The sequence below is a fragment of the Sandaracinobacteroides sayramensis genome (assembly GCF_022014495.1).
Lineage (GTDB): Bacteria > Pseudomonadota > Alphaproteobacteria > Sphingomonadales > Sphingomonadaceae > Sandaracinobacteroides > Sandaracinobacteroides sayramense.
Map to the genome: position 1 here is coordinate 25,814 of NZ_JAKLSQ010000004.1, position 25,496 is coordinate 51,309.

Consider the following 25,496-nt stretch of genomic DNA (forward strand, 5'->3'; position numbering starts at 1 on the left):
GTTTGCAGAAGAGCCCCCCGGGACTGACGGCTGTGCACGCACGCCGGTTCTCGGGGGGCTCTTCTGCAAACTTATGGAGGTGCAGGAGGGTCACCCTCCTGCTGGGGGTCCAGGGGGCAAAGCCCCCTGGCGTTCCACTTCCGAGCGCGCCCCTACTCGGCCGCCTGGGCGAGCGGGGTGGCGGGTTGCAGGGGGTGGAATTTGAGGGTTCCGTCCTGCAGCGGTTCGTTGCGGATGGAGAGGCGGTCTTTCAGATAGTCCTGCGTGTCGCGCCACGGGTCCGTGCTGGACTGACGCGGCAGGGTGTCGAGGGCGCGCTGGACATAGCCCGAGTTGAGGAGGAGGGATTCGTCCTCCACCTCCATGTTACGTTCGGGGACGGCGATCTGCTGGCCGGGCTTGTCCATCTCGTTCAGCAGCCGGCAAGCGTATTCGCAGGTGAGGTCGGCGCGCAGCGTCCAGGAGGCGTTGAAATAGCCAAAGACGTAGACGAGGTTGGGCACCCCTTCCAGCATCATGCCGCGATAGACGTAGCGCTCGTTCGGGTTGACGGGGACGCCGTCGACCGAGACCGTGGCGCCGCCCAGCACCTGCAGCCTGAGGCCGGTCGCCTTCACGATGATGTCAGCGTCGATCCGCTGGCCGGATTTGAGGGCGATGCCCTTCTCGTCCAGATGGTCGATATGGTCGGTGACGATGGAGGCGGTTCCGGCCTTCACGGCGTTGAAGAAATCGCTGTCGGGCACGAGGCAGAGGCGCTGGTCCCAGACATTGTAGCTGGGCTGGAAGTGGGCGTTGACCACATCTTCGGGCAGCTCCTTCAGCAGCATGTCGGTCATGCGCTTGTTGACCTGCTGCGGATGCGTGCGGGAGCGTTTGAACAGATAGTTCTGCATCAGCACGTTGCGCCAGCGGACGAGGTTGTAGGCGGCCATCGGCGGCAGGATCCTGCGCAGGAAGTTCGCCAGCTTGTCCTCCGCCGGGCGGGAGACCATCCAGGTTGGCGAGCGCTGCAGCATGGTCACATGCGCGGCGTCGCGGGCGACCACCGGCACGATGGTGACGGCGGTGGCGCCGGAGCCGATCACCACCACCCGCTTGTTGCGGTAATCGACATCCTGCCGCCAGTGCTGGGCGTGGAAGATGGGGCCATCGAACGCGGCCTCGCCTTCTAGCGGCGGATTGTGCGGGTTGTCGTAGCTGTAATAGCCGGCGGCGACGAGCAGCATGCGGCACTGGAAGCTTTTCGGCCCGTCGGGCGTGTCGGCGAGAACCGTCCAGAGGCCGGTGCCGCTGTCGAAATCCGCCTTCGTCACCTTGTGGCGGAAGCGGATATGCTGGTCGATTCCGGCGTCATGGGCGGTTTCGCGCACATATTTCAGGATGGAGGGGCCGTCGGCGATGGCCTTCTGCTCCGTCCAGGGGCGGAAATTATAGCCCAGCGTGAACATATCGGAATCCGAGCGGATTCCGGGGTAGCGGAACAGATCCCATGTGCCGCCGATCGCGTCGCGCGCTTCCAGGATGGTGAAGCTCTTGCCGGCGCATTTGTCCTTCAGGTGCCAGGCGGCGCCGATGCCGCTGAGCCCCGCGCCGACGATGACCACGTCGAAGCTTTGCATTTCTTGTCCTTCCCTTCTCCTCGGGCCCTTCTCCTCAGGGGTGAAAGTGACATGCGGAGTGGCACTCCGCAAGACTCACGCTTGGCTCAGGTTTTTTTCCGTGGCAGCATGTGTCGGGAGAGGAAGGCGGGGAGGCCTTCCGGGGAGAGACGATGCGAGGAGTTGCCGTTCGGCTGCTGCTGGCAGCCTTGATGACAGGCGTTGGAAGCGCGCCGGCGACCGCCGCCGAGGCGGTGCAGGTGACGGCCAGCGCTCCGCCGCGCCAGGCGGTGCGGCGGATCGCCGCGCTGATCCGGGCCGATTTCTACGACGCGGCGCGGGCCGCCCGGATCGCCGACGATCTGGAAAGGGCGGCCGGCGCCGGCGCCTTCGACCGGCTGCGCGATCCGCGCGATCTCGCCATGGCGCTGACCCGCCGGCTGGAGCCGGAGGACCGGCATTTTCAGGTGACCTGGGCGCCGAGGCCTTCGCGGGCCGAAGGCGTGCAGGCCGGCGAGAGCGCGGAGGAGAGCCGCGGCAACCATGGCTTCGTCGAGGCGCGGGTGTTGCCCGGCGGTGTCGGTTACCTGAAGATCGACCAGTTCGCGCATTTCGGCGGGCCGGGAAGCCCGCAGCAGGCGGCGGCCGACGCGGCGCTGGGCTTCGTGGCGCAGCAGCCGAGCCTGATCATCGACCTGCGCGACAATGGCGGCGGCTCTCCGAACATGGTGGGTTATCTGGTGCAGCAGTTCGTGGCGGAGCCGAAGAAGGTGGCCAACATCTTCCGCTCCCGCCGGGGGCCGGACTGGATGGAGATTTCGCCGGTGGCGATGGCGCATGCGCCGCGCCTGGACGTGCCGCTTTACATCCTGGTGAGCGGGCGCACCGGTTCCTCGGCGGAAGCGCTGGCCTACACCCTGCAGACCGCGGGCCGGGCGGTGGTGGTGGGGGAGCGCACGGGCGGCGCCGCCAATCCGGGCAGCGTGCAGCGCACCGCCGACGGCTTCGAGATCTTCATCAGCTTCGGAACGCCGGTGAACCCCTTCACCGCGGGCAATTGGGAAAAGCAGGGCGTGACGCCCGACATCGCCGTGGAGCAGGCGGACGCCCTGCGGGTGGCGCATATGCGGGCGCTGGAGGCGGAAGGCGCAGCGCTTCCCGCGACCCCGGCCCGGGTGTTGCAGACGCTGAAGGCGGCAGCGGCTTCGCCCCCGATGCCCGAAGGAGTTGCCGGGCGCTATGGCGAAATCGCCATAGCCGAGCGCGACGGCGCCTTGCACCTGCAGCTCGGCCGCCGGCCGGAGCGCACATTGGTGCCGCTGGGGGCCGACCAGTTCGCGCTGGCGGAAGAGCCGGGCGCGCGCTACCGGCTGGAGCGCGACGACAAGGGGCAGGTGGCGGCGATCGTGCGGATACTGAACGGTGGCGGAAGCGAGATGCGGTTCCGCAAGGCCGCGCCGGCAAGCGCCTCGTTGCGCTGACGATGGCGCCATTGCCGCCGTTCGAGGCGGAACTGTGGGCCTGGAGCGGCCCGGCGACCTGGGTTTTCCTGACGCTTCCGGCCGAACTGGCCGATGACGTGCGGCTGGCCGGCTTTCTGGCCCCGCGCGGCTGGGGTTCGGTGCGGGTGGAGGCGGAGATCGGCGGGATCGTCTGGCGGACTTCGGTCTTTCCCGACGGCAAGTCCGGTTCCTATCTGCTGCCGGTGAAGGCCGACGTGCGCCGCAAGGCCGGAGTGGCGGTGGGCGAGCGGGTGCGGGTGACGCTGCGGCTGGTGGATCAGGCGATGATCTGAGGCCGGCTCTCAGAAGCCGGCGCGCAGGAAGATCGACGGGCCGGAGAATTGATAATCCACCTCACCGTGCCAATTGGATTTGCGCACCCGCAAATCGTAATCGACGAAGCGATAGGAGACACCAAGGTCCAGATTGCGGTGCACCCGGTAGGAGGCCGAGGCCTCGGCGTTGATCAGCCGGCCGGAGTAATCGGCGATCGTCAGCGACAGCCAGTCGACCCGGCCGAAGAGGGTGAAGTTGCGGCCCGGCTCCCACTGGCCGATGGCGCCGATCGTCGGCAGCGGCGCGAAGATCTGCCGCCGCTCGCGGCGAAGCGAGGATTCCAGCTCTCCTATCGCGCCCTGCCCTTCCACGAACAGGTCGAAATCGGTGCCGTGCAGCCCCACGCCCAGTCCCAGTTCCAGCCGTTCGCGCTGGAACAGCAGATTGTTGATGGTGAAGCGGTAGATGTTGCTGTCGAAGCCGCTCGCCACGCGGGCGTTCACCGGATAGGTGGTTTCGCCGATGCTGATCTCGCGGTCGAGCCGTTTCTCGATACTCCGGCGCAGGCCATAATATTGGCCTTGCAGAACCCAGTCGTCGTTGATGCGCCAGCCGATTTCGACGGCCGGCAAGGTCCGGTTCTTGGCCATGCCCAGATGCCGCTCGAAGTCGATCTCCGTGCCGAGGGAGCCGGACGGCGTGCCGATCCGGGCATGGCTGCCGATGCCGGCGAAATAGGCCTCCAGCTTCAGCGAGACGGTATCGTCGAATCGCTGGGCCATGGACGGCTGGGCTATGAGCGCCATGAAGGCGACGAGGGGGATATGCTGTGGATGCCGCATCTGGCCGTTGACCTCCGTCCGGCAGACTAGCCGCCGGAGCGCGGCATAGGCAATGCCGTTCAGGCGAAGTTGAAGCTGATGCTCAGACGCTCGCCCTTGCCATGGCCGGCGACGACTTCGTGGCGCAGCCAGCTTTCCCAAAGGAAGATATGCCCGGCCTGCGGCTGCATCAGCACGAAGGGCCGGGCTTCTTCCGGAGCCTCGGGCAGGCGCGTGGGGGCGGCCATCATCAGCGGCAGGCGCGGGTCTTCGAGGCGCAGCGGCGCGCCGCCTTCGGGCACCTCCAGATAAAGCGTGCCGGAAATGACGCTGTGCGGGTGGATATGCCCGCTGTGCCCGCCGCCGGGCTTCAGGATGTTGACCCAGATGCTGTCCAGCCGGGGCTTGCCGCCGCCGAGGTCCATATGGGCGGCGGCGGCGAATTGCGCGGCGTGCCTCACCAGCTTGCGCGCGAGCGCCGCGAACGACGGGTCGCGCCGGGGGAGGTCGTCCAGCGAGGCGTAGCTGGTGTAGCCGGGGTAGCGGTTCTCCCGGCACCAGCGGCGGCCGGCCGAATCGTCCTTCGACAGGATGCGGCAACTGTGCGCCAGTTCGGCGAGCAGCGCAGGATCGGCCAGTTCGGAACTGTAGAAGGGCGTGGCGAAGAGGTGGCGGACTGGCATTGGGCGTTCGTCCGCTTTCGGCTTTGGCGCGCTTCGGCTTCAGCCCGCTCACGGCTTCGGTCGGCGTCGCCCTTTAGCTTTCGGTGGCGCCCGCCGGCGGGGCAAGCCCGCCGGCCAGGACAGCGCTGGCTCCCCGGGTAGGATTCGAACCTACGACCGTCCGATTAACAGTCGGATGCTCTACCGCTGAGCTACCGAGGAATAGCAGCGAGTGCGGGCCTATAGTGCGGTCCCGCCGGGGATGCAAGCGCCTACACTTCTTTGGCTTCAGCTCGCCTCCGCCGGGCGATGCCGGGCCTTGTCGGCGAGGCGCGCGGCCCAGCGTTTTCCGGGCTCCTCGATGAAATGGTAGCTGAGCGTGGCGGCGATCAGCACCATCGCCAGCAGCAGGACCGTCATCAGATCGCCCTGCCAGAAGGAGGCGCCGGCCACCATCCGCTCGCTCCCGGCTTCCGCGAAGGTCGCCGGCCCCTTCAGCGCGATGCCCAGGGCCCGCTCGCCAAGCGTCAGCAGATTTTCGAATCGCGCGATGATCAGCGCCTGCACCATATAGATTCCATAGGAGATCTTGCCCGCGAACAGCAGCGGCGCGGCGAGGAGCAGGCGGGAGACCCAGCCCCTCTCCACCGCGACGGCGGCGACGCAGGCCGCGAACAGCAGCGGCGAAAGGAAGGACCAGCCGCTATGCGCCAGTTCGCTCACCATCCAGATGACCGCGAGCAGCAGGATGGTTTCGATCCCGTGCCAGACGAGATTGGAGAAACGGCGGAGCTGCGGCTCCAGAAAAGACCAGCCGGTCGCCACCAGCGCCCCCGCGCTGAAGCCCAGAAGGCAGCGCCAGAAGCCATAATCATAGACGGCATACATGGAAGGCAGATTGGCCACCATCACCGCAAGGCCGATGGCCGCCATCGCCGAAAGCGCCAGCGGCAGCCGCCGCCCGGCCAGCACCGCCGCGGCCGCGAAGGCGAGATAAGTCCACCATTCGGCGGCGATGCTCCAACTGGGCGTGTTCCACTTCAGATTGTCGGCGAGGCCGAAACAGTTGAGCAGGAACAGGGTGAGGCCGAAGTCTCCAATGGACTTTCCCTCTCCGAAGGCGGGGCCGGACCTGAGGCCGGGCATTGCAAGCGTGAGAAGCTCGAAGGCCAGGAACAACAGCAGCATCACCAGATGCAATGGATAGATCCGGCCGAAGCGGCGAATGGCAAACGCCTTGAATTCCCCGGGTTTCCCCTGCCCCAGACGCCGGGCATAGGCAAGGCAGATGACGAAGCCCGAGAGGACGAAGAAGAAATCCACGAACATCCAGGCGTTGCGGACGATAGCGAAGCCGGCCAGATGGCTGTTCACCTTGAAGTGATAGAGGCACACCAGAATGGCGGCGATGCCGCGCAGGCTGTCGAGCGCGCGGTAATGCCCATCCGATTGACCGGCGGAATTGGATGCGAAGATCATGCCCCTGACCCCGGCTCCGTATTAACTGCGCAGGGCGTATCGCCTGCAGTTGAAGCGGCTAACGACTTCGCTGCAAGGCAGCAACCCCTTCCCGCACGAACCGGGGCACAGCCCGGTTATGACGACTGGTAGAAAAAGCCGCTTGGGTTCGCGCCATCATCGGGCGTAAAGAATAGGATAAAGATAAAAGAGCGATATTGGACGGGAGTAGCGAGCAGATATGGCCACCGCCGCCAAGGTGCCGGACGAGCCCCACGGCCCATCTTCAGGGGGGACATCGCACGAGGTCGTGCATCGGGATTCCGTGGTCGTCCGTTTCGCCGGGGATTCCGGCGACGGCATGCAGCTGACGGGGGGGCAGTTCACCCTTTCCACCGCGCTCGCCGGGAACGACCTTGCCACCTTCCCCGACTTCCCGGCCGAAATTCGCGCGCCGCAGGGCACATTGTTCGGGGTTTCCGCCTTCCAGATCAACTTCGGCTCCACCCGGATCGAAACCGCCGGCGACCAGCCCGACGTGCTGATCGCCATGAATCCGGCGGCGCTGAAGACCAACCTGCCAGCGCTGAGGCAGGGCGGCCTCATCATCGCCGACACCGGCGAGTTCAGCGAGCGCAACCTGAAGAAGGCGCGCTACGAGGCCAACCCGCTGGAGGACGGCAGCCTTTCCGCCTGGCAATTGCTGGCCTTCGACATTTCGAAGCAGACGCTGGAGAGCGTGAAGCCCTTCGGGCTGGGCAACAAGGATGCGCTGCGCTGCAAGAATATGTGGACGCTGGGGCTGGCGCTCTGGATGTTCGGCCGGCCGCGCGGGCCGATCGTCGAGTGGCTGTCGGCCAAGTTCGCGAAGAGCGAGGTGCTGCGCGACGCCAATATCGCGGCCTTGAACGCCGGCCACGCCTTTGGCGAGACGGCCGAGCTGGCCGGGCCGCTGAAGCAGTTCAGCCTGGCCGCAGCCGAAGTCGAGCCGGGGCTTTACCGCACCATTTCCGGCGCCGACGCGATCGCGCTGGGGCTGGTGGCGGGCGCCAAGCTTTCCGGCCTGCCGATGTTCTTCGGCGGCTATCCGATCACGCCGGCGTCCGCCATCCTGCACGCGCTCGCCCGCCTGCGCGAGTTCGACGTGACCACCTTCCAGGCCGAGGACGAGATCGCCGCCATCGGCGCCGCCATCGGCGCCGCCTGGGCGGGGAGCCTGGCCGTCACCTCCTCCTCCGGCCCCGGAATCGCCCTGAAGGGCGAGGCGATGGGGTTGGCGGTGATGACCGAGCTGCCGCTGGTGATCGTCAATTCCCAGCGCGGCGGGCCTTCGACCGGCCTGCCGACGAAGACGGAGCAATCCGATCTCTATCAGGCCGTCTATGGCCGCAACGGCGACGCGCCGATGCCGGTGATCGCCGCCCGCAGCCCGGCCGACTGTTTCGAGGTGGCGATCGAGGCCTGCCGCCTGGCGCTGAAATATATGAGCCCGGTGATGCTGCTGACGGACGGCTATATCGCCAACGCCGCCGAGCCCTGGCGGGTGCCGGACGACGGCAGCTTCACGCCCTTCCCGGCGAAATTTCGCGAGGATGTGCCGGAAGACGGCCGCTTCAACCCCTTCACCCGCGACCCGGAGACTTTGGGGCGCCAGTGGGTGAAGCCGGGAACGCCGGGGCTGATGCACAGGATCGGCGGCATCGAGAAGGGCTTCGCCAGCGGCAACATCGATTATTCGCCGGAAAACCACCAGAAGATGACCGACACGCGCAAGGCCAAGATCGACGGCATCGCCCGCGATATTCCGGCGCAGGCAGTGGAAGTTGGGAACGACCATGGGCCGCTGGTGGTGGTCGGCTGGGGCTCCACCTATGGGCCGATCCGGCAGGCGGTGGAGCTGGCGCGCTCCAAGGGGCATGATGTGGCGCATGTGCACATCCGCCACATCTGGCCGCTGCCGGCCAATCTGGGCGAACTGCTGAAGCGCTATCAGCGGGTGCTGGTGCCGGAAATGAACACCGGCCAGTTGAAGACGCTGCTGCGCGACCAGTATCTGGTGGACGCGCAACCGCTGAACAAGGTGTCTGGCCAGCCCTTCCGCATCGCGGAGATCGAGGCGGCCATCGAGGGGATGTTGGCGCAATGAACGAGATCAGCAAGGTGATCCCCGCGACGAAGCCCGACGACTGGGCGACCGACCAGGAAGTGCGCTGGTGCCCGGGCTGCGGCGACTACGCCATATTGAAGGCGGTGCAGCGCGCCCTGCCGGAACTGGGCGTGGAGCCGCACAACACGGTGTTCATTTCCGGGATCGGCTGCTCCAGCCGTTTTCCCTATTATATGGAAACCTACGGCTTCCACACGATCCACGGCCGGGCGCCGACCATCGCCACCGGGGTGAAGCTGGCCAATCCGAAGCTGGACGTGTGGCTGGTGACCGGCGACGGCGACGGGCTTTCCATCGGCGGCAACCATATGCTGCACCTCGTGCGGCGCAACATCGACTGCCAGGTGCTGCTGTTCAACAACGAGATCTACGGCCTGACCAAGGGGCAATATTCGCCCACGTCGCGGCCGGGCACCCGTTCCCCCACCTCGCCCACGGGCTCGCTGGAGCAGCCGGTGAAGCCCTGCGCCTTCGCGATCGGCGCCGGCGGACGCTTCGTTGCCCGCACCATCGACACGGCGCAGAAGCATATGCCGGAAATCCTGAAGCGGGCGCACGCCCACAAGGGCACCAGCTTCATCGAGATCTACCAGAATTGCGTGGTGTATAACGACGGCGTTTTCGACGCCTTCACGGAAAAGAAATCCGCGCCGCAGACGCAGATCCTGCTGGAGCATGGCAAGCCCATGCTGTTCGCCAACGGCACCAGGGGGCTGAAGCTGAACCGGGAAACGCTGCGACTGGAAGTGGTGGACGTGGTGGAAGGCGACGCCAGCCAGTTGATCGTGCACGACGAAACCAACAAGGCCGTCGCCAATATGCTGATTGACATGCCGTTCGGCGAGTTTCCGGTGGCGCTCGGCGTGATCTATTGCGATCCGGCCTCCAGCTTCGATGAAGCGATGCAGGCGCAGGAACAGCAGTTGACGGCCGGCAAGTCCGCCGATTTCGCGGCGCTGCTCCGCCGGGGCCAGAGTTGGGAAGTGAAAGCCGAGGCCGGCCGATAACGGCGCCCCTGCCCCTGCCCGCAAATCGCGGGCGGGGGAAAAGCCGGGTTTGCCGCGTATGACTTCGCATGGAGATTCCATGCACGCGTTGACACCCGCGAACGACCTTAGGGCCAGTGAGCCCGAGGCGCTGCTGATCCGCCGTGCGGCGGACGGCGATGCCCGCGCCTTTTCCGATCTGGCGCGCATGCTGGTGCGGCCGGCGCTGGCGCAGGCCGTGCGCATATTGGGCGACCGGGCGCTCGCCGAGGACGCCGTTCAGGACGCCTTCGCCCGGCTGTGGCGCGAGGCCGGGCGCTTCGATCCGGAGCGCGGCAGCTTCGCTGCCTGGTGGCGGCGCCTGCTGGTGAATTGCGCGCTGGACGGGCGGCGACGCCTGCGCCCCGTCGCGCCGATCGAGGAAGCGGCGGACATCGCCGACGCCGGGCCGACCCCGGCCGGGGCCGCCGAAAGCGCCGATCTTGCCGCGCGGGTGCAGGCCGCCGCCGCCGCCTTGCCTGAGCGGCAGCGGGCGGCGCTGGCGCTGTTCCATGGCGAAGGGCTTTCGATGGCGGAAATCGCCGAGACACTGGAGACGAGCGAGAAGGCGGTGGAGGGGCTGCTGCTGCGCGCCCGGGCGACGCTGAAGACGCGTCTCGACGGGCTGAAGGGTGAACTGCAATGACGAACGATCGCAAGCTGGATGAAGCGCTTGCCGCCTGGGCGAAGACCGACCCGCTGACGCGGGCGGGGGATGAGGCGGCGGTGCTGCGTATTCTTCAACATGCCGAGACAATCGCCACGACCGGGCCTTCCGCCGACCGTCCCCGCCGCTCCTGGTGGTGGGTCGGTGGCGCTGCCGCCGTGGCGGCGTCGGCTGCGGTCGCCCTGCTTCTGGCGCCCGGTTCGCTCTGGACCGGCACCCAAGGCACGGCGCCCGGAGCCGACGTGGGGGGCGGTTCGGTGATGCTCGCAGAAGCGGATGTCGGTGAAAGCGCCGCCTTCGCCCTGCTCTATACCCCGACAAGCGAAGAGGAATATCAGCTGTGAAGACCCTGATGATCGCAACCGCCGCCCTGCTGGCGGCCCCGGCGCTGGCGCAGACCGCCGCGCCGCAACCCGCGCCGGCGGAGGCGCCCCGGCATGGCGGACTGGCGCGCGGGCCGATGTTCGCCAATATCTCGCCCGAAGGCCGCAAGATCCTGCGCGACGCCATGGTGCATTCGCAGGAAGACCGCACCAGCGTGCGGGCGGCGCGGGATCGCATCAATGCGCTGGTCGGCGCGGAGAAGCTGGATGTGGCGGCCCTGAAGCGGGCGATGGACGCCGAGCGGCAACTGGTGGATGGCCAGCATGCGAAGCGCCAGGCTTCCATGCTGGCGGCCATCCAGAAGCTGTCGGCCGAGGATCGCAAGGCTTTCGCGGCCGACGCCCGCAAGGCCCGCGCGGATGTGGAAGCGCGGACGGCGGAATGGCGCAAGCGCTCGGAAAAGCACCGCCGGGCCCCGGGGGCGGTGCCGCCCCCTCCCCCGCCGCCGGCTTCGCCGGGCGGAATTTGACGCAGCCCAAAGCCAGGCCAGAGGCCTGGAGACCATGAGCAAAGAGAAGGGGCCTCCGGCTTGCGCCGGAGGCCCCTTTCTTCCGACCGCTGTCGCGGAAAGCGTCAGAACTTGAAGCCGCCTGTCACCGAGAAGGTGCGCGGCGGGCCATAGTAGCCGATCACCGAATCGCCATAGAGCGCGCCGGGGAAATAATAGCCGCCGACGCGATACCGCTCGTCGAACAGGTTGCGGCCATGCACGCCGATTGTGAAGCGGTCGTCGTCCGAAGTCCAGTTCACCGAGGCGTCCGCCAGCACATAGCCCTTCTGGTCCAGCGGCGAGACATATTCGAACATGTGGATGCTCGACCGCAGGGTGACGGCGGGCGTGATCGACAGGCGGCCGCCGGCGAGATCGGTCGACCAGGTGACCGAGCTGTTGATGGTGAACTCCGGCGTGTTCTGGAAGAAGCGCTGGTCCGACACGTCGACCGGCTCGGTGCCGCCGGCGATGTAGGTGTAGAACTCCTTATACTTGGCATTCACATAGCCGACGCTGGCCTGCAGTTGCAGGTTCCGGTGCGGCAGCGCGCGCAGTTCGGCTTCGATCCCCCAGATGTCGGCCCGGCCGGCATTGTCCACGAAGGAGGCGATCACGCCCGGAGTCGTGCTCGGCGCCTGGATGGTGACCTGCTGGTCCTTGTACTTCGAGAAGAAGCCGGCAAGGTTCAGGAACATGGTGCGGTCGAGGAAGGCGCCCTTCATCCCGACTTCGAAGCTGTCCATGGTCTCGGGGTCGTAGCCATCTACCGTGGTGGGGGTTGCCACCACATCGCCGCGCATGTCGAAACCGCCCGACTTGAAGCCACGGCTCCAGCTTGCGTAGAGATTGACATCGTCCGTCGGCTGATAGCTGAGCGAGATGCGCGGCGTCAGCTTCTCGAAGGTCCGGTCGTTGGTGTAATCCGAACGGGTGGCAAGGAATATGGCGTTGGCGTTGCCGAACTCCGGCGAACGCAGGCCCAGATACTGCTCGCGCAGCACGGTGCCTTCCTTGTCGTCCTTGGTCCAGCGCAGGCCGGCGGAAACCTTGAACTGGTCGGTGACGTCGAAGGAGAAGTCGCCGAAGAAGGCGATCGACTTCGTCTTCACGTTTCCGCCCGTGTAGATGGTGAAACCGCCGGGGGCGGCCCCTGCGACCACGGTGTCGAAGGCACCCGAGGCGCGGCCTTCCAGATAGAAGGCGCCGAACACACCCTGCCAGCGCTCCTGCTCGACGAGGAGTTGCAGTTCCTGCGTGAACTGCCAGTCCTTGTAGAAGGCCGGAATGTCGAGCACCGGTCCGGGGGTGTTGTCGAAATCGATCAGCGTGTCGGAGCGGCCGTCGCGATAGGCGGTGATCGACTTCAGGGTGAAGCCGTCGCCGATGCCCACTTCGCCCGTCAGGCTGAGGCCCTGGGTGACGACCTTGTTGTCGTCGCCGATGCCGGCGCGGGTGTCATAGACGCTTTCGGTGGGCGCGAAGTCGGGCAGGCCGGCGAAACCGTTCAGGCGGGTGCCGTGGCGGGGGTTGGAGCGGTCTTCCGTGCGGTCGGCGGCGGCGCGGATGAAGATGTCGCCATTGTCGAATTCGGCCGAGACGCGGCCGGCCAGCACATCCTTGTCGTAATGCTGGGCGCCGGTATGCAGGTTCTTGCCGTAGCCGTCGCGCTGCGACCAGAGGACGCCGGCGCCCACCGCGAAGTTGGAGCCGAGCGGCACCACCACCGTGCCCGACAGGTCGATCTGGTTGTAGCTGCCGTAACTCGCCTTCACCCGGCCGCCGAATTCATTGCCGAGGCGCTTCGTCACATATTTGATCGCGCCGCCGATGGTGTTGCGGCCATAGAGTGTGCCTTGCGGGCCGCGCAGCACTTCGATCCGCTCCACGTCGAAGATGTCGAGCACGGCGCCTTGCGGGCGGGCCACATAGACATCGTCCACATAGAGGCCGACGCCGGGTTCGAAGCCCCAGAGCGGATCCTGCTGGCCAACGCCGCGGATGAAGGCGATGAGGGTGGAGTTGGAGCCGCGCGCGACCGCCGTCGTCATGTTCGGCGCCTGCTGCTGCAGCGCGGTGATGTCGGGCGCGCCCTGCGCTTCCAGCGTCGCGCCGGAAACCGCCGTCACCGAAATCGGCACCTCCAGCAGGCTTTCGTTGCGGCGGCGGGCCGAGACGATGATGTCGCCGTCGATGCCATCGGCTGCTTCGGCAGTGCTTTCCACAGCAGGCGCCTGCTGCGCCATGGCCGGGGCGGCCAGCGAGGCGGCAAGCGCAAAAAGGGATATGGTGCGCGAAAGCGCGTAAACAGCTGTCATCTGGCTCTCCCAAGGCCGAGCGCCCCTCTGGCGCCCTTGTTGATTCCGCCGGCCCATTGCAGGCTTGCGGTTCATTAGCTGCATGGCTTACTGAAACATGAATCAAGATTCAACTTGAAAGCTGGCTCGGGTTTCGGGGTTGGGGAGATTGGGTTTGAGCGATGCAACAAAGCAACAGTCTGTGGCGCCGGCGGAAATGGGCGACCAGGATCGCACGCCCCGCACCGAGCGGGGGCGGCGCACGCTGCGCGCCCTGCTGGACGCCGCGGCGCAGGAATTCGGCGCCAAGGGCTTCCACGCCACCGGGATCACCGACATAACCCGCCGGGCCGGCGTGGCGCTGGGCAGCTTCTACACCTATTTCACCAGCAAGGAGGAGATCTTCCGGGCGCTGGTGACCGACCTGTCGGCGCAGGTGAAAGCGCATGTCACGCCGCATGTGCTGGCGGCGCCCGACGCGCTGGCCAAGGAGCAGGCGGCGCTCGACCATTATCTGGATTTCGTGAGCGAGCAGCAACTGATCTACCGCATCATCGACGAAGCCGAATTCGTCGCCCCCGACGCCTATCAGGACCATTATCGCTCCACCGTGGCGCGGATCGCCGCGCGGCTCCAGGCCGGCGCGGCGGCCGGCGAGCTCAGGGAAGGCGTGGGGGAAGTGGAGGCCTGGGCGATCGCCGGGATGAACGTGTTCCTGGGGCTGCGCTACGGCGTCTGGGGAAACGACCGCGAGTTGCGCGACGTGCTGGAGCGCGCCCACCAGCTGGTGGCGGACGGGCTGAGGAAGCGCTGAAGCCGGTTACGCCGCTCAGGCGGGGAGGAAGCGGGCCGCCAGTTCGCGGGCGATTCGCGCCGGGCGCCGCGTGGCGGTGTCGAGGCAGCACCAGCTGGACTGCACTTCCGCCAGGATCGTGTCGCCGCGCTGGATCAGCGTGGTGAAGAAGGCGCGGCTGCCCTGCACCCCCGTCGCGATCACTTCGGCCAGAATATCGTCCTCCAGGAAAGCCGGCGCGCGGTAGGTGATTTCATGCTTCAGCGCGACCCAGAGGTGCTGCGCCACCGCTTCCGCCGGCGCGACCTTTTGCCAGTAGCTGATCACGGCATCCTGCACCCAGCGGAGGTAGACCGCGTTGTTCACATGCCCCATGAAGTCGATGTCTTCGGGGGCGATCAGGATGTCGTGCTGGTACATGGCCCTTTCCGGTTAAACGCTGTTGGCGGCAATCTTGTGGCAGGATCGTAATATGGCCCTATTGCTGCGGCGCACAAGCGGTTTCACGCGCGCCAGCCGGTTTGTCGCGCCACTTCCGTCCAGATGGTCCGCCCCAGCCTGCCGCAGACTGGCCCCGGCGCGCCATTGCCGACCGGCGCCCCGTCCAGAGAGACGATGGGCAGCAGGGGCGCGGTGGTGGAGGTAAGGAAAAGCTCCGGCGCGGCGCGCGCCTCTTCCAGCGAGAAGGGGCGTTCCACCACTTCCAGCCCGGATTCGCGCGCAAGGGCCAGCGCCGTGTCGCGGGCGATGCCCGGCAGGATTCGCGCGGAAAGCGGATGCGTGACGATGCGCGCCCCGGCATCCACCATATGGATGTTGGTGGAGCCCCCCTCGGTCACCTGCCCGTCCTTCACGAAAACCGCTTCGAAGGCATTGGCGCGGCGCGCCTCCTGCTTCGCCAGCACGGCGGGCAGCAGGCCGGTGGTCTTCAGGTCGCACCGCTCCCACCGCTGATCCGGAAGGCTGATGGCCGCCACGCCCTTTTCCAGTTGCGGCAGGCGCTGGCGGAAATCGAAGCGGCGGACCGTCATCGCCAGCGTCGGCGGCGTATGGGGCGGAAAGCCGTGGTCCCGCCGGGCCGCGCCGCGACTGATCTGGATGTAGAGCAGACCATCGGCGAAGCGGCTTTGCCGCACCAGCCGCCGGGCGATGGCCGCGAGCGCGGCATCTGTCGGCAGGTCTTCGATGAACAGGGCCGCCAGCCCGCGCCGCAGGCGCCAGAGATGCTTGCCCCAATCGAGGAAGCGCCCATTCAGGAAAGCCACCACCTCATAAAGGCTGTCGGCGAACTGGAACCCCCGGTCCTCGACCGAGATTCCGGCTTCGTGGATGGGGCCGTAACGGCCGTTCACATAGGCGAGAGCGGGCATGCGTCGCGCTTACGCTTGCCGGTTGCGCCGCGCAATCTTCCGCTCCAGGGATGGCGGCATGGCTGCCCCCCAGATCATATGGTTCCGACAGGATTTCCGGCTGCGCGACCATGCGGCCGTGCTGGCCGCCGCCGCCGCAGGGCCGGTGCTGCCGCTGTTCGTGCTGGACGACAGCCGCATCGTCCGCGCGCCCGGCGGCGCTTCGCGCTGGTGGCTGCACCACAGCCTTCAGGCGCTGGACCGAAGCCTGTCGCGACTGGGCGGACGGCTGCTTCTGCTGCGGGGGTCGAGCGCCGAGCTGTTGCCCAGGCTGGTGGCGGAAACCGGCGCCGGCGCCGTGCACGCCTTGCGCCAGACCGAGCCCTGGTGGCCGCGCATCGAGCCGCAGGTGCCTGGCCTTGTTCTGCATGAGGGGACGACACTGGTTCCCCCGGGCCTGTTGCGCACGCGAAGCGGCGGGCGGTTTCGCCTGTTCACCCCCTTCTGGCGAACGCTGTTGGAATGGGGCGATCCGCCGCCGCGCCCCGCCCCGGAGCGGCTGGAGTTCGCGCCTGCCCCCGCCGGCGAGCGGCTGGAGGACTGGGGCCTGCTGCCGCGCGCGCCGGACTGGTCGACGGGTTTTGCCGACTGGCAGCCGGGAGAGGAAGGCGCCCGGGCGAGGCTGGCGGATATGCTGCCCAAGCTTCACGCCTATGCGCAGCGGCGGGACTATCCGGCGGAAACGGCCACCTCGCGGCTGTCGCCGCATCTCCATTTCGGCGAAATCTCGCCAGCCGAGCTGTGGCATGCGGCCGGCGATCGGGCGATCGCCTGGCGGCGGCAACTGGCCTGGCGGGATTTCGCGCATGAAATGCTCGACCAGTATCCGAAATCCGCCAGCCGGCCGCACCGGCCGGAATTCGAGCATATCCCCTGGACGGATGTCACGACGGCGGAAGGCAAGGCTTTGCTGACCGCCTGGCAAAAGGGGCTGACCGGCTATCCGCTGGTGGACGCCGGACTGCGCGAGTTGTGGCATAGCGGCTGGATGCACAACCGCGTGCGCATGGTGGCGGCCAGCTTCCTGACCAAGCATCTGATGATCGACTGGCGCGAAGGCGAGCGCTGGTTCTGGGACACGCTGCTGGACGCCGATCTGGCGAACAACGCCATGGGCTGGCAGTGGGTGATGGGATCGGGCGTGGATTCCGCCCCCTATTACCGCATCTTCGCGCCCGTCGCGCAGTCCGGGAAGTTCGACGCCGCCGCTTATGTGCGGCGCTGGGTGCCGGAACTGGCGGCCCTCAACGATCAGGCGATCCATGGGCCGTTCGAACGCGGCTGGAACTTCTATCCCCCGCCCGTGGTGGAGCATCGTTTCGCCCGGGCACGGGCGCTGGCCGCCTGGCAGGCGCTTCCGCGCTGATTCTGCCTGGGTTGGGAGCCTCTACTTTTCCCGTCACCCCGGGCTTGACCCGGGGTCCAGCTTTCTTCTTCGGGCGCGCCGGCAGTAGAAAAGCTGGACCCCGGGTCAAGCCCGGGGTGACGAAGGGTGTTGGGGGTGTCGAAGGGGAACAGCGGTTCCCGGCCTAGAAGGCGTTCTTCGGAAAGATCACCGCGAAGACGGTGCGGAACAGGATGTAGATGTCGAACGAAACCGACCAGTTCTCGATATAATAAAGGTCGTGCTCGAGGCGCTTCACCAGCTTCTCCTCGGTGTCCGTTTCGCCGCGCCAGCCGCAGACCTGCGCCCAGCCGGTGATGCCCGGCTTCACCTTGTGCCGGGCGGCATAGGTCTGCACCACTTCATGGAACAGCCGGCCGTTGGCGCGGGTGGAGGGCGCGTGCGGGCGCGGCCCGACCAGCGACATGTCCCCCTTCAGCACGTTGAAGAGCTGCGGCAGCTCGTCCATCGAAGTGGCGCGGATGATGCGGCCGACGCGGGTCACGCGCTTGTCGCCCCTTGTCGCCTGCTTCACCCCGTCCGTCTGGCAGAGGTCGTGCGTCATCGACCGGAACTTCAGCACGTCGAAGCGCTGATTGTTGAAGCCTTCGCGCGGCTGGCGGAAGAAGATGGGGCCGGGGCTGTCCAGCTTCACGGCAAGCGCCGTCAGCAGCATCACCGGCCAGATGAACAGCATGATGAGGCTGGTGAGGAGCAGATCCTCCGCCCGCTTCACGATCGCGTCGGTGCCGGAAATCGGCCGCTCGAACAGGGTGATGACCGGCATGTCCCCCAGCAGCACCAGCGGGCGGTGCGCGAAGGCGAAATTGGCGAGGTCCGGGGCGAGGCGGATGCGGACCGGAGTCAGCACCAGCTTCTGCACCACCTGCCGGATTCGCTCCTCGGCGGACCAGGGGAGCGCCACGATCACCTGGTCGATGAGGCCGTCGCGAATCATCGCCACCAGATCGTCCGAAGTTCCGAACACGGGGAGATCGTCGACGATTACCGGCACGCGCCCGTCCCGCCGGTCGTCGAAGAAGCCGACGAGGCTGATGGTCAGCTTGGAATTGCCGCGCACATATTGCGCCAGCTTCTGCCCCTGCGCCGAGGCGCCGTAGATCGCCACCCGGCTGTTGAAGACGCCCTGCCCCTTCAGGCGGCGAATCCACATCGTCATGGCGGCGCGCGTGCCGGCCAGCATCACCGCCGAGGTAATGAACCAGGTGGTGGCCCAGCCGCGCGAATAATCCTCCGACACCTTCATCAGGAAGCCGATGGTGACGAGGAACAGCGCCGTCACCACCCAGCTGCCCATCACCCGCTGCCAGGCCTTGCGGACGGAGAAATGGCAGTCGACATCGTAGGCGCCCATGATTTCCGCGACCAGCGCGAAGATCAGCGCGCCTAGCAGCATCGACTGGCCATAGACCCGGATGGAGGATTCTTCGATCCTGTGCGCCCAGAAATAGAGGGCGACGATCCCCGCGAGGATGACGGTGAGGAATTCCACCGCGCGCACGGCGAACACGACGAGATCGATCGGCACGGAAGTGCGGCTGGGGGCCGGAGACGGGGACTGGGCCACCGGGTTTCGGCTGTTCATGTCGTTCATCCCGCCCGAAGCTCCATGCCGATCGGGGCCGGCTTGCCGGCCGGCGCTGCAACTAGCGGTTGCAGGCGGCGCGCGGCAAGGCTAGCTCCGTGCAGGAGGCCGCGTTGGTAGCGCCCGCCTCGTTGTCGGGAGGGATGCGTATGGAGACTGTGTACGACTGGGTCACCGTGGCGATCTTTGCAGGATTGATCGTGCTGTTCCTGCAGCGCTCGGTCGGCCCTGAACGCGACCAGATGTGGCCTTATTTCGCCGCGTCGGTTGCCTGCGCGGTCATCAACCAGGTGGGCAATCATGCCATCGATACCGGCGAGACGCTGTGGCATGTGATTTCCATTGCCGGGATCGCCGCGATCCTCGCCTTCATCCATTATTTCCTGAAGCCGTTCGGCAAGATCGGCGACTGACGCGCGCACCTCGGAAGGCAGGGCGTCTCGCATATATATCCGCCCCGTCATCCGCGTTGCTCCAGAATGGCGGCCGCAACCGGCCGGCCGACCAGCGCCGGAAGCCCGAGCGGGTCGGTCGCGTCCAGCATGGCCTTGGCGAAGCGCTGCAGCGTGGCGAAGCTTTCGGGCGTCGGCTCCGGAACGACCGTCGACAGGCGAATCAGCGCGCCATCCGCCAGATAGCCCCGCATCTCCGTGCGGAGCTTCAGCAGCCGCTGCTCGTTGCCGCTCGCGGGCAGGTAATCGCCGATTCGGGTCCAGTAGAGGATCGGCTCGATCCGGTCGTTGCTGGTGGCCACCAGTTCGCGGGCCGGCAGCGTGTCGGGCGGCGGCGCCACCGGCAGGACCACCTTGCGGGATTCGCTGATCTCGAAGCCGACCGCCGTGTAGCAGACCTCGGGCCGGTGCAGCTGCAACTGGTCGGACTGGGTGTCGCCATAGGCGATCACCATCATCACCGGCAGGTCGGTTTCGGAAAGATAGAGGCGGCTGACCGTCTGGCTGTAGAGCTGCGCGGCGAGGCTGCCTTCCTGCGCCTCGGGCAGGATCACGGCGTTGGAGGGCGTGACATGCCAGCCGGCGAATTCCAGCGGAACCAGCTTCTCCAGCTCCTTGCCGTTCAGCAGGTTGAGGCGGTTGCGCGGCGTCAGCGCCAGCGCGCCGCCGGCGGCCGCCAGAAGCGGCAGGCCTAGCAGCAGTTCACGCCGTCCGAGCATGATGGTCCTCCGGCTGGTTGCGGGTGAGGCGGCGACGGATCGGCGACAATATCTGGTCCAAAAGGAAGAAGAGCAGCAGCGCCGACACGAAGGTCACGATCCCGGCAAAGTCGTGCAGATAGCCCTGCGCCACTTCATTGCCGAAATAATAGGTCAGCAGCACCAGGATGATCACCCGGATCACATTGGCGGCGATGGCGATCGGCAGCAGGAACGCCAGCAGCAGCAGCGAATAGCGCCAGGACGCATTGTGCATGAGATAGATATAGAAGAGGCCGACCGCCGTCAGGCTGATGATGGAATTGAGGCCGGCGCAGGCGTCCTCCACCAGCAACTGATATTGGGCGATATAGAGGGTGACGCCCACCTGGGCGATCGGATAGCCGAACGCCGCCAGCAGCCAGGTGACGATGTCCGACACCAGTATCTTCAGCGGCTGGGTGAAGCTGTCTATCACCCAGCCCGGAAGCGGGATCAGGAAACCCAGATAAAAGATGGGGAACCACAGCTTCATCAGCACCTTGTGGCCGACGAACGCATAGGCGATGCCCAGCAGCGCGAAGAGCAGCGCCGCCACCTCGATCATCAGGAAATTATAGGCCCGCCCGAAGGTGTTAGAGGGCGGAGCCGACCAGCACCACGGGAAGCGCGATCCCCAGGTGCCCGGGCCGCGCTTCGGCGACGATCGAATCCCAGTTGCGCCACACGAGCCAGACCGCCGTCGCCAGCACCAGCGGGCCATGGACGCCGGATTCCTGCGTCCAGCTCTGGGTCGCCGTGGCGTAGAGCGTGGGCAGGATGGTGACGATGAGGGCCAGCGTCAGCAGCGGGTGCTGCCGGGCGTGGTCCAGCACGCCTGTCCGGGCGGGGATGGTCGCTGCCGTCATTCAACCAGGCTCCTTTGGCTTAACGGCCAGCTTCAGTCATATTCGTTCAGGACGGCCCCGATCGGCGTGGCGCGCGACGCCGTGAGCTGCCCCGCCAGAACCTGCACATCCTTGACGAAGGCGTGGTTGCGCCGCGCCACGATCAGCGCATAGCCGAGGGCGCCGGCCACCGTCAGCGCGTCGGCATTCTCGTTCGTGGCGGGGGTGTCGAAGATCGCCACATCATATTGCCTGAGGAGGATGTCGACACCGGTCCGGAAACGGGCGCCCGACAGAAGCTCCTGCGGGCGGGCCACCGGCGGGCCGGCGGGAACGACCGACAGGTTGGGCAGCACGTTGGGATAGGCCACGCGCTCCGGCCGGTTCACTTCCAGCGAGAGATAGGTGGAAAGGCCGGGGCCGTTCGGGTCGATCCCGAAGATGCCGTCGATCCGGGGGTTGCGCAGATTGGCGTCCACCAGCAGCGTCTTGATCCCCACCTGCGACAGCGCCGCCGCAAGATTGGCGGCGATATAGCTGGCGCCGGCGCCATCGGTGGCGCCGACCACCGCGAAGGCGCGGCGCCCGGCGCCCACATGCTGGGCGATGATCTGGGTGCGCAGCAGCCGCATGGCTTCCGCGCGCGGGCTCGCCGGGTCGGAGAGGACGGCGATTTCGTCGGAGACGGTGGTGGACGGCGCCAGCTGCATGGCGAGGCTGCCCTGCACCGCCTGCCGGGCGAGCGCGACATCCTCCTCGCTCGCCAGCGCCAGCGCCATCGCCGCCTGGTCGAAGCCGAGGCCGGTCTTCGCCTGATGCTCGCTGACGACACGCGCCTGCTCGTCGGTCAGCGCCCCCGTCTGCAGGAGCGAATCCGACGCGCCCTGGTCGTAGCCGCTGCCGACGATGATTTGGGTATCTGTCATGGATCAGATCGCCTGCGGTTCGCCTTCGCCACCCGAACGGTCGCGACGGCCAAGAAGTTTGTGGAGGCGGCTGCGCAGCGGCGAGGGCTTGGAGGAGCCCACGGTCACCAGCACCGGAACTCCGGCGGCATAGGCAAGGTCTTCGTAGCCGCGGACGCGGCGGGCGATGAACTCGGCGATGATGGCGGCAAGCGTGCCCAGCGCCAGGCCGAAGAAGGCGGCCAGGCCGACGATCAGGTTCACCTTCGGATAGGAAGGCGTCCGCGAAGCCACCGGATCGCCCAGCATGACGAGGCCCGCTTCCGACACGTCCGCCTGCAGCAGCAGCTCGTCCGTGCGCGCCGAAGCCCGCTCATATTGCTGGCGCTTCAGTTCCACTTCGCGGTTGAGGCGGATGAACTCGTCCAGCACCGGCTTGCGCTGGAGCACCACCTTTTCCTGCTGCGCCACCTGCGTTTCCAATTGCGCGACCGAGCGGTTGGCGGCGCCGGCAAGCGCCGACACCCCCTGCTGCGACTTGGAGCGGGCCTGTGCCAGCTGGTTCGCCACCGTGTTGCGGCGGGCCTGCAGCGCCTTGTAGCTGGGGTGTTGAGCCCCCAGCCGGGCGCCGGCGAGAGCCAGCTCGTCCTCGATCGTCGCCAGCTGCACCTGAAGCTGGTCGGCCACGGGGTCGTTCGCCAGCCGGCCGGCGACCGCGGCGTCGGTGCTGCTCTGCATGCCCCGCGCCTGCTGCAGCGACGCCTGCAAGGCTGCGAGCTTCGCCGATTCGCTGTCCATCCCGTTCACGACCACGATCTCGTTCTGGCCCATGAACGCGGCGAGTTCCCTTTCCGAAGCGGCGAGCGCCTCGCGCGCCTTTTCCGCCTGCTCCCGATACCATTCGCCCGAGCGGCCGGCCGCGTCGGTCCGGAAGCGCAGCGACTGGTCGATATAGGCTTCGCGCAGCAGCCCGACGACCTGCTTCGCCCGCTCCGGGTCGGAGGATTGATAGCTGATCTGCAAAATGCTGGAACCGGAGACGACACCCGCGTCGGTGTTGTTGATGATCTGCTGTCCAAGCCAGGCGCGGATGCCGCCGTCGGCCTCCGTCCGGCCGGTCGCCTCATAGGCCGCGATCGAGCCGGGCGCGCTGGCGAGGCCCAGCCTGTCGACCACCTGGCCGGCGACGCGCATGTCCTTGATGAGCTCGACCTGGGTGCGGACATAGCCGCGATCCCGGCCGCTGACGACTTCGCCGGTGACCGGATCCGGGCGGCCGATCTCCAGCAGGACGCGCGCGGTCGCCGGATAGCGCTTGGGCAGCAGCATGGCGATCGTCGAGGCGACGAGGGTGCAGGCGAGCGCCGTGCCGAGGATCATCTTCCACCGGGCCAGCAGGATTCGCAGGAACTGGATCAGGCTCATGCCGTCTACTCCTCAGAAGAGACGCTCGCGGATGTGGATCACATCCCCGGCTTCCAGCTTGGTCTGCTGGTCGGCGTCGGTTTCCTTGGCGCCGCCGCGCTTCAGCCCGACACGGCCCGACGAGCCGGTCGGCCCGACGCCGCCGGCCTGGGCGATCACATCGGCGACCGTCATGCCCGGCTTCAGCGGATAGCCGCCCGGCCGCGCCACGGCGCCCGTCAGATAGACCAGCTCCGCATCGGCCACGAACAGCGTGTCGCCGGGGTCGAGGGCGATATCGGCCGTGTTGCCCCGCGCCAGCTCCTCGGTGTTGATTCGGACTTCCTTGCCGTCGGCCGCGCGGCGGATGGTGATGAATTGCGAGCCTGCGGGCTGCACCCAGCCCGAGCGCAGCAGCACGTCCAGCAGCTTGTTCGACCGGTCGAGCGGCACGAGGCCCGGCACGCCGACCTTGCCGGCCACGCGGACATATTTGCTATTATATTCCGTGACCTCGACGTTGACGATCGGGTCCTTCAGATAATTGCCGGCGACCAGGCGGCGGGTGATTTCGTCGGCCAGGGTGATCACCGTCTTGCCCTGCGCCTGCACCTTGCCGATCAGCGGCATGACGATGGAGCCGTCCGGCTTCACCCGTGTCTGCACGTTGAACTCGTTCTGCCCATAGACGACGACGGTGATATTGTCGTTCGGCCCGAGCACATAGCCTTGCACCTGCCCGGATTGGGCCAGAGCGGTCGTCGGCACCGCCAGCGGCAGCAGGAAAAGCGCGCCCGCGATCGCCGCCGCGCGTGAGGCGCCCACGAATACCGCGCGTGAAGCGCCACCGGATTTCTTTCCGGCTTCGCTGTGGGCTATGTTCGCCATGGTTCCAACTCCATCTTCGGGGTGCATTGGGAACGCTCCTTAGAATGACGCGCGGGCGGTCAGGCCCACGGTGTTCGCCTTGTAGCTGCCAGTCCCGGGGTTGGACGAGCGATTCGCATGGTTGAAGTCCAGCGAGAAGGCGACGATGCGGTTCAGGCGATAGTCGGCCCCCATGAAATAGCGTCGCATCTTCGCGGACCGAACATCCTGGGTTTCCGGCAATTGGTCGATCCCGCGATAGTCGGTGTCGGATGTGCCTATGCCGCCGGCGAAGCTCAACCGGTTGTTGGCCCGGTAGTTCACCGAGGTGTTGAAGAATTTTCCGATGGTGTAGTTGGACGACGCGCCGCTGGAGCCATTCACGCTGCGGCCGGTGCTGACCGAAACGCCGATCCGCGGCCCGCTGTAGTTCACGCCCAGGTTCCAGACCAGGCCGGAAAAATCGTCGGACATGGGGACATTGGAACTGACCCAGGATTTCCCGAGGCCGGCGTTGACGTTCAGCGAACTGCCGACACGATAATTGCCGAACAGGTTCACACCATAGATTTCGCTGCCGTTCACCCCGCCCGTCGCCAGCGGCTGGTTGGGAAAGTCCTGCTTGGTCCAGTTGCCCTGCAGGCCGATCTGGCCGCGATTGGCGACCGGATAGCCGATCCCGCCGCTGATCCCGTGCGACTTCACATCGGCGAAGCTGCGGTCGATCTCGCCCTCGGGGTCGTCGGTGTGGTTGGTGGTCTTCTTGCGGTTGTAGCTGAGGTTGGCGGAAAGGCCGGTTGCCGTGCGGCAATTGGCCGAGGCCAGAAAATCCACCCGCTCCTGGGTGGAGGGGATCACTTCCTCGAACGTGCCGAACTGCGTGCCGCGCTTGATATAACCGCCCTGCAGGCGCCCGCCGCAGCGCGTGCCGAGCGACCAGGCCATGCCCCCGTTGACCCCGAACCTGTTGCGGTCGAGCAGGGTATTGCGGGCGTAGAAGTCCCGCCCGATGTTCGCGTTCAGGAACAGCTGCTGGCGGCCGAGCGGCCGGCCGGCGCTGACGCCCACGCTGGGGCGGAACGACCAGTCTCCCTTGGAGCGATAGCGATCGCTGAGCTGACTCCCATCGGAGAGCCGAGCCACATTGTCGTTATATTCGGTGGTCATCGCCGCAATCACATCGAGACCGATGCCGGCAAGGATGTCGAGACCGGAAAGCGCCGGCGCGTCATCCCCATAGACGCGCAGCGGATCGGCGACCGTGCCCGTGGGGATGCCGCCGGGCGAAACAGCCGGCGGCACGATGGGCGCGGGGGGCGCCATGCCGGGCGGGACGATCTGCGCGGCCACGGGGGCCGCCGAGGCCAGAGCGGCCAGCAGCGCATATCGCGCGCCGGCCATCCGCCTGCGCGCTTGCAAGGACCCGACCCAGACCTGCCTCACCAACTCGCCTTCCCCTCTCTTTCCCGACCCCGAAGGCCGGGCTTCGCAAAAAGCTGCAGGCCTCATCTGCCCCAAGCCCGCGACTGTTCCGCCCTTACGACCGCTCGTCACTACGACCCATATGCGATTTGCGTTAACTTTTTTTCGCCCGCAAGCCTTGCACGCCTTGCCATCTGCACACGACCGCGAGAATCCGAGCCTCTATACGGCCTTTTACGCGGCATTGCTCTAACTCCAAATCAGCCAAAAGACATGCCCCCAAAGGCGAAAGATTGTTACATTCGGTCGTTCTGGGCTA

At 66.8% G+C, this 25,496-nt stretch carries 25 protein-coding genes and 1 tRNA gene; 10 read left to right on the top strand and 16 right to left on the bottom strand.

Annotation, left to right across the window (positions count from 1 at the left end; translation table 11 throughout):
- Positions 1-152 precede the first annotated feature (152 nt).
- On the bottom strand, positions 153-1,622 hold the full coding sequence (locus tag L6Q21_RS04360) for a flavin-containing monooxygenase (RefSeq protein ID WP_237829357.1): 1,470 nt from the start codon (positions 1,620-1,622) through the stop codon (positions 153-155).
- 152 nt (positions 1,623-1,774) lie between these two features.
- Between L6Q21_RS04360 and L6Q21_RS04365 the strand changes: the two genes are divergently transcribed.
- Both L6Q21_RS04365 and L6Q21_RS04370 read left to right on the top strand, forming a co-directional pair.
- On the top strand, positions 1,775-3,082 hold the full coding sequence (locus L6Q21_RS04365) for a S41 family peptidase (protein WP_237829358.1): 1,308 nt from the start codon (positions 1,775-1,777) through the stop codon (positions 3,080-3,082).
- A gap of 2 nt (positions 3,083-3,084) precedes the next feature.
- A complete protein-coding gene (locus L6Q21_RS04370; protein ID WP_237829359.1) occupies positions 3,085-3,396 on the top strand; it encodes a DUF1905 domain-containing protein in 312 nt (103 codons plus the stop codon).
- A 9-nt stretch (positions 3,397-3,405) separates the two neighbouring features.
- Here L6Q21_RS04370 and L6Q21_RS04375 read toward each other — a convergent pair whose 3' ends face one another.
- The 4 genes from L6Q21_RS04375 to L6Q21_RS04390 form a co-directional block, all read right to left on the bottom strand.
- The gene (locus L6Q21_RS04375; RefSeq protein ID WP_237829360.1) at positions 3,406-4,185 is read right to left on the bottom strand and encodes a hypothetical protein; all 780 of its coding nucleotides are present in this window, start codon (positions 4,183-4,185) and stop codon (positions 3,406-3,408) included.
- Between the two features lie 95 nt (positions 4,186-4,280).
- On the bottom strand, positions 4,281-4,883 hold the full coding sequence (locus L6Q21_RS04380; RefSeq protein ID WP_237829361.1) for a TIGR02466 family protein: 603 nt from the start codon (positions 4,881-4,883) through the stop codon (positions 4,281-4,283).
- A 126-nt stretch (positions 4,884-5,009) separates the two neighbouring features.
- A tRNA-Asn gene (locus L6Q21_RS04385) sits at positions 5,010-5,084 on the bottom strand.
- A gap of 66 nt (positions 5,085-5,150) precedes the next feature.
- A complete protein-coding gene (locus tag L6Q21_RS04390; RefSeq protein ID WP_237829362.1) occupies positions 5,151-6,341 on the bottom strand; it encodes an acyltransferase family protein in 1,191 nt (396 codons plus the stop codon).
- 220 nt (positions 6,342-6,561) lie between these two features.
- Between L6Q21_RS04390 and L6Q21_RS04395 the strand changes: the two genes are divergently transcribed.
- From L6Q21_RS04395 to L6Q21_RS04415, 5 genes are all read left to right on the top strand, one after another.
- Positions 6,562-8,466, top strand: coding sequence for a 2-oxoacid:acceptor oxidoreductase subunit alpha (locus L6Q21_RS04395; RefSeq protein WP_237829364.1), 1,905 nt, complete (start codon positions 6,562-6,564; stop codon positions 8,464-8,466).
- Positions 8,463-9,494, top strand: a complete 1,032-nt coding sequence (locus L6Q21_RS04400; RefSeq protein WP_237829367.1) for a 2-oxoacid:ferredoxin oxidoreductase subunit beta — start codon at positions 8,463-8,465, stop codon at positions 9,492-9,494. The genes L6Q21_RS04395 and L6Q21_RS04400 overlap by 4 nt, the downstream gene beginning before the upstream one ends.
- Before the next feature lie 79 nt (positions 9,495-9,573).
- Positions 9,574-10,158, top strand: a complete 585-nt coding sequence (locus L6Q21_RS04405; protein ID WP_237829369.1) for an RNA polymerase sigma factor — start codon at positions 9,574-9,576, stop codon at positions 10,156-10,158.
- Entirely contained in the window at positions 10,155-10,523 is a 369-nt protein-coding gene (locus L6Q21_RS04410) for a hypothetical protein (RefSeq protein WP_237829372.1), read from the top strand. Before L6Q21_RS04405 ends, L6Q21_RS04410 begins: the two co-directional genes overlap by 4 nt.
- Positions 10,520-11,032, top strand: coding sequence for a periplasmic heavy metal sensor (locus tag L6Q21_RS04415; protein ID WP_237829375.1), 513 nt, complete (start codon positions 10,520-10,522; stop codon positions 11,030-11,032). Before L6Q21_RS04410 ends, L6Q21_RS04415 begins: the two co-directional genes overlap by 4 nt.
- Before the next feature lie 104 nt (positions 11,033-11,136).
- Here the strand turns inward: L6Q21_RS04415 and L6Q21_RS04420 are convergent, their stop codons facing one another.
- Positions 11,137-13,371, bottom strand: a complete 2,235-nt coding sequence (locus L6Q21_RS04420) for a TonB-dependent receptor (protein ID WP_237829378.1) — start codon at positions 13,369-13,371, stop codon at positions 11,137-11,139.
- Between the two features lie 196 nt (positions 13,372-13,567).
- On the opposite strand from L6Q21_RS04420, the gene L6Q21_RS04425 reads away from it, so the two are divergent.
- Entirely contained in the window at positions 13,568-14,164 is a 597-nt protein-coding gene (locus L6Q21_RS04425) for a TetR/AcrR family transcriptional regulator (RefSeq protein WP_237829520.1), read from the top strand.
- A gap of 15 nt (positions 14,165-14,179) precedes the next feature.
- Here the strand turns inward: L6Q21_RS04425 and L6Q21_RS04430 are convergent, their stop codons facing one another.
- A complete protein-coding gene (locus L6Q21_RS04430) occupies positions 14,180-14,563 on the bottom strand; it encodes an acyl-CoA thioesterase (protein ID WP_237829380.1) in 384 nt (127 codons plus the stop codon).
- An 83-nt stretch (positions 14,564-14,646) separates the two neighbouring features.
- Positions 14,647-15,513 (bottom strand): aminotransferase class IV, encoded by an 867-nt coding sequence (locus L6Q21_RS04435; protein WP_237829381.1) that lies wholly within the window; start codon positions 15,511-15,513, stop codon positions 14,647-14,649.
- A 58-nt stretch (positions 15,514-15,571) separates the two neighbouring features.
- Here L6Q21_RS04435 and L6Q21_RS04440 point away from each other — a divergent pair, with 58 nt between their 5' ends.
- Positions 15,572-16,918 carry a cryptochrome/photolyase family protein gene (locus L6Q21_RS04440; RefSeq protein WP_237829383.1) on the top strand — a complete coding sequence of 449 codons (1,347 nt, stop codon included), beginning with the start codon at positions 15,572-15,574 and terminating at the stop codon, positions 16,916-16,918.
- Between the two features lie 163 nt (positions 16,919-17,081).
- Here the strand turns inward: L6Q21_RS04440 and L6Q21_RS04445 are convergent, their stop codons facing one another.
- Positions 17,082-18,542 carry an undecaprenyl-phosphate glucose phosphotransferase gene (locus L6Q21_RS04445; protein ID WP_237829385.1) on the bottom strand — a complete coding sequence of 487 codons (1,461 nt, stop codon included), beginning with the start codon at positions 18,540-18,542 and terminating at the stop codon, positions 17,082-17,084.
- Positions 18,543-18,610: 68 nt separating this feature from the next.
- Between L6Q21_RS04445 and L6Q21_RS04450 the strand changes: the two genes are divergently transcribed.
- On the top strand, positions 18,611-18,955 hold the full coding sequence (locus tag L6Q21_RS04450; protein WP_237829386.1) for an XrtV sorting system accessory protein: 345 nt from the start codon (positions 18,611-18,613) through the stop codon (positions 18,953-18,955).
- 47 nt (positions 18,956-19,002) lie between these two features.
- Here L6Q21_RS04450 and epsI read toward each other — a convergent pair whose 3' ends face one another.
- Genes epsI through L6Q21_RS04480 form a run of 7 tightly spaced genes read right to left on the bottom strand, consistent with a single transcriptional unit; the run spans position 19,003 to position 25,156 of the window.
- On the bottom strand, positions 19,003-19,713 hold the full coding sequence (epsI, locus tag L6Q21_RS04455; protein ID WP_237829387.1) for an exosortase-associated protein EpsI, V-type: 711 nt from the start codon (positions 19,711-19,713) through the stop codon (positions 19,003-19,005).
- Entirely contained in the window at positions 19,697-20,404 is a 708-nt protein-coding gene (gene xrt, locus L6Q21_RS04460) for an exosortase (RefSeq protein ID WP_336246225.1), read from the bottom strand. Before xrt ends, epsI begins: the two co-directional genes overlap by 17 nt.
- On the bottom strand, positions 20,328-20,600 hold the full coding sequence (locus L6Q21_RS17945) for an archaeosortase/exosortase family protein (protein ID WP_255696724.1): 273 nt from the start codon (positions 20,598-20,600) through the stop codon (positions 20,328-20,330). The genes xrt and L6Q21_RS17945 overlap by 77 nt, the downstream gene beginning before the upstream one ends.
- 32 nt (positions 20,601-20,632) lie before the next feature.
- Positions 20,633-21,505, bottom strand: a complete 873-nt coding sequence (locus L6Q21_RS04465; RefSeq protein ID WP_237829388.1) for a hypothetical protein — start codon at positions 21,503-21,505, stop codon at positions 20,633-20,635.
- 3 nt (positions 21,506-21,508) lie between these two features.
- Positions 21,509-22,909, bottom strand: coding sequence for a Wzz/FepE/Etk N-terminal domain-containing protein (locus L6Q21_RS04470; protein WP_237829389.1), 1,401 nt, complete (start codon positions 22,907-22,909; stop codon positions 21,509-21,511).
- Between the two features lie 12 nt (positions 22,910-22,921).
- Positions 22,922-23,776 carry a polysaccharide biosynthesis/export family protein gene (locus L6Q21_RS04475; protein WP_237829390.1) on the bottom strand — a complete coding sequence of 285 codons (855 nt, stop codon included), beginning with the start codon at positions 23,774-23,776 and terminating at the stop codon, positions 22,922-22,924.
- Between the two features lie 39 nt (positions 23,777-23,815).
- Complete coding sequence (locus L6Q21_RS04480) at positions 23,816-25,156, bottom strand: outer membrane beta-barrel protein (RefSeq protein ID WP_237829391.1); 1,341 nt, start codon at positions 25,154-25,156, stop codon at positions 23,816-23,818.
- Positions 25,157-25,496 lie beyond the last annotated feature (340 nt).

What these genes read in the sequence shown, in the direction of transcription:
- L6Q21_RS04360 (WP_237829357.1), bottom strand. Translation starts at nt 1,622, where the DNA reads ATGCAAAGCTTCGACGTGGTCATCGTCGGCGCGGGGCTCAGCGGCATC.
- L6Q21_RS04365 (WP_237829358.1), top strand. Translation starts at nt 1,775, where the DNA reads ATGCGAGGAGTTGCCGTTCGGCTGCTGCTGGCAGCCTTGATGACAGGC.
- L6Q21_RS04370 (WP_237829359.1), top strand. Translation starts at nt 3,085, where the DNA reads ATGGCGCCATTGCCGCCGTTCGAGGCGGAACTGTGGGCCTGGAGCGGC.
- L6Q21_RS04375 (WP_237829360.1), bottom strand. Translation starts at nt 4,185, where the DNA reads ATGGCGCTCATAGCCCAGCCGTCCATGGCCCAGCGATTCGACGATACC.
- L6Q21_RS04380 (WP_237829361.1), bottom strand. Translation starts at nt 4,883, where the DNA reads ATGCCAGTCCGCCACCTCTTCGCCACGCCCTTCTACAGTTCCGAACTG.
- L6Q21_RS04390 (WP_237829362.1), bottom strand. Translation starts at nt 6,341, where the DNA reads ATGATCTTCGCATCCAATTCCGCCGGTCAATCGGATGGGCATTACCGC.
- L6Q21_RS04395 (WP_237829364.1), top strand. Translation starts at nt 6,562, where the DNA reads ATGGCCACCGCCGCCAAGGTGCCGGACGAGCCCCACGGCCCATCTTCA.
- L6Q21_RS04400 (WP_237829367.1), top strand. Translation starts at nt 8,463, where the DNA reads ATGAACGAGATCAGCAAGGTGATCCCCGCGACGAAGCCCGACGACTGG.
- L6Q21_RS04405 (WP_237829369.1), top strand. Translation starts at nt 9,574, where the DNA reads ATGCACGCGTTGACACCCGCGAACGACCTTAGGGCCAGTGAGCCCGAG.
- L6Q21_RS04410 (WP_237829372.1), top strand. Translation starts at nt 10,155, where the DNA reads ATGACGAACGATCGCAAGCTGGATGAAGCGCTTGCCGCCTGGGCGAAG.
- L6Q21_RS04420 (WP_237829378.1), bottom strand. Translation starts at nt 13,371, where the DNA reads ATGACAGCTGTTTACGCGCTTTCGCGCACCATATCCCTTTTTGCGCTT.
- L6Q21_RS04425 (WP_237829520.1), top strand. Translation starts at nt 13,568, where the DNA reads ATGGGCGACCAGGATCGCACGCCCCGCACCGAGCGGGGGCGGCGCACG.
- L6Q21_RS04430 (WP_237829380.1), bottom strand. Translation starts at nt 14,563, where the DNA reads ATGTACCAGCACGACATCCTGATCGCCCCCGAAGACATCGACTTCATG.
- L6Q21_RS04435 (WP_237829381.1), bottom strand. Translation starts at nt 15,513, where the DNA reads ATGCCCGCTCTCGCCTATGTGAACGGCCGTTACGGCCCCATCCACGAA.
- L6Q21_RS04440 (WP_237829383.1), top strand. Translation starts at nt 15,572, where the DNA reads ATGGCTGCCCCCCAGATCATATGGTTCCGACAGGATTTCCGGCTGCGC.
- L6Q21_RS04445 (WP_237829385.1), bottom strand. Translation starts at nt 18,542, where the DNA reads ATGAACAGCCGAAACCCGGTGGCCCAGTCCCCGTCTCCGGCCCCCAGC.
- epsI (WP_237829387.1), bottom strand. Translation starts at nt 19,713, where the DNA reads ATGCTCGGACGGCGTGAACTGCTGCTAGGCCTGCCGCTTCTGGCGGCC.
- L6Q21_RS17945 (WP_255696724.1), bottom strand. Translation starts at nt 20,600, where the DNA reads ATGACGGCAGCGACCATCCCCGCCCGGACAGGCGTGCTGGACCACGCC.
- L6Q21_RS04465 (WP_237829388.1), bottom strand. Translation starts at nt 21,505, where the DNA reads ATGACAGATACCCAAATCATCGTCGGCAGCGGCTACGACCAGGGCGCG.
- L6Q21_RS04470 (WP_237829389.1), bottom strand. Translation starts at nt 22,909, where the DNA reads ATGAGCCTGATCCAGTTCCTGCGAATCCTGCTGGCCCGGTGGAAGATG.
- L6Q21_RS04475 (WP_237829390.1), bottom strand. Translation starts at nt 23,776, where the DNA reads ATGGCGAACATAGCCCACAGCGAAGCCGGAAAGAAATCCGGTGGCGCT.
- L6Q21_RS04480 (WP_237829391.1), bottom strand. Translation starts at nt 25,156, where the DNA reads ATGGCCGGCGCGCGATATGCGCTGCTGGCCGCTCTGGCCTCGGCGGCC.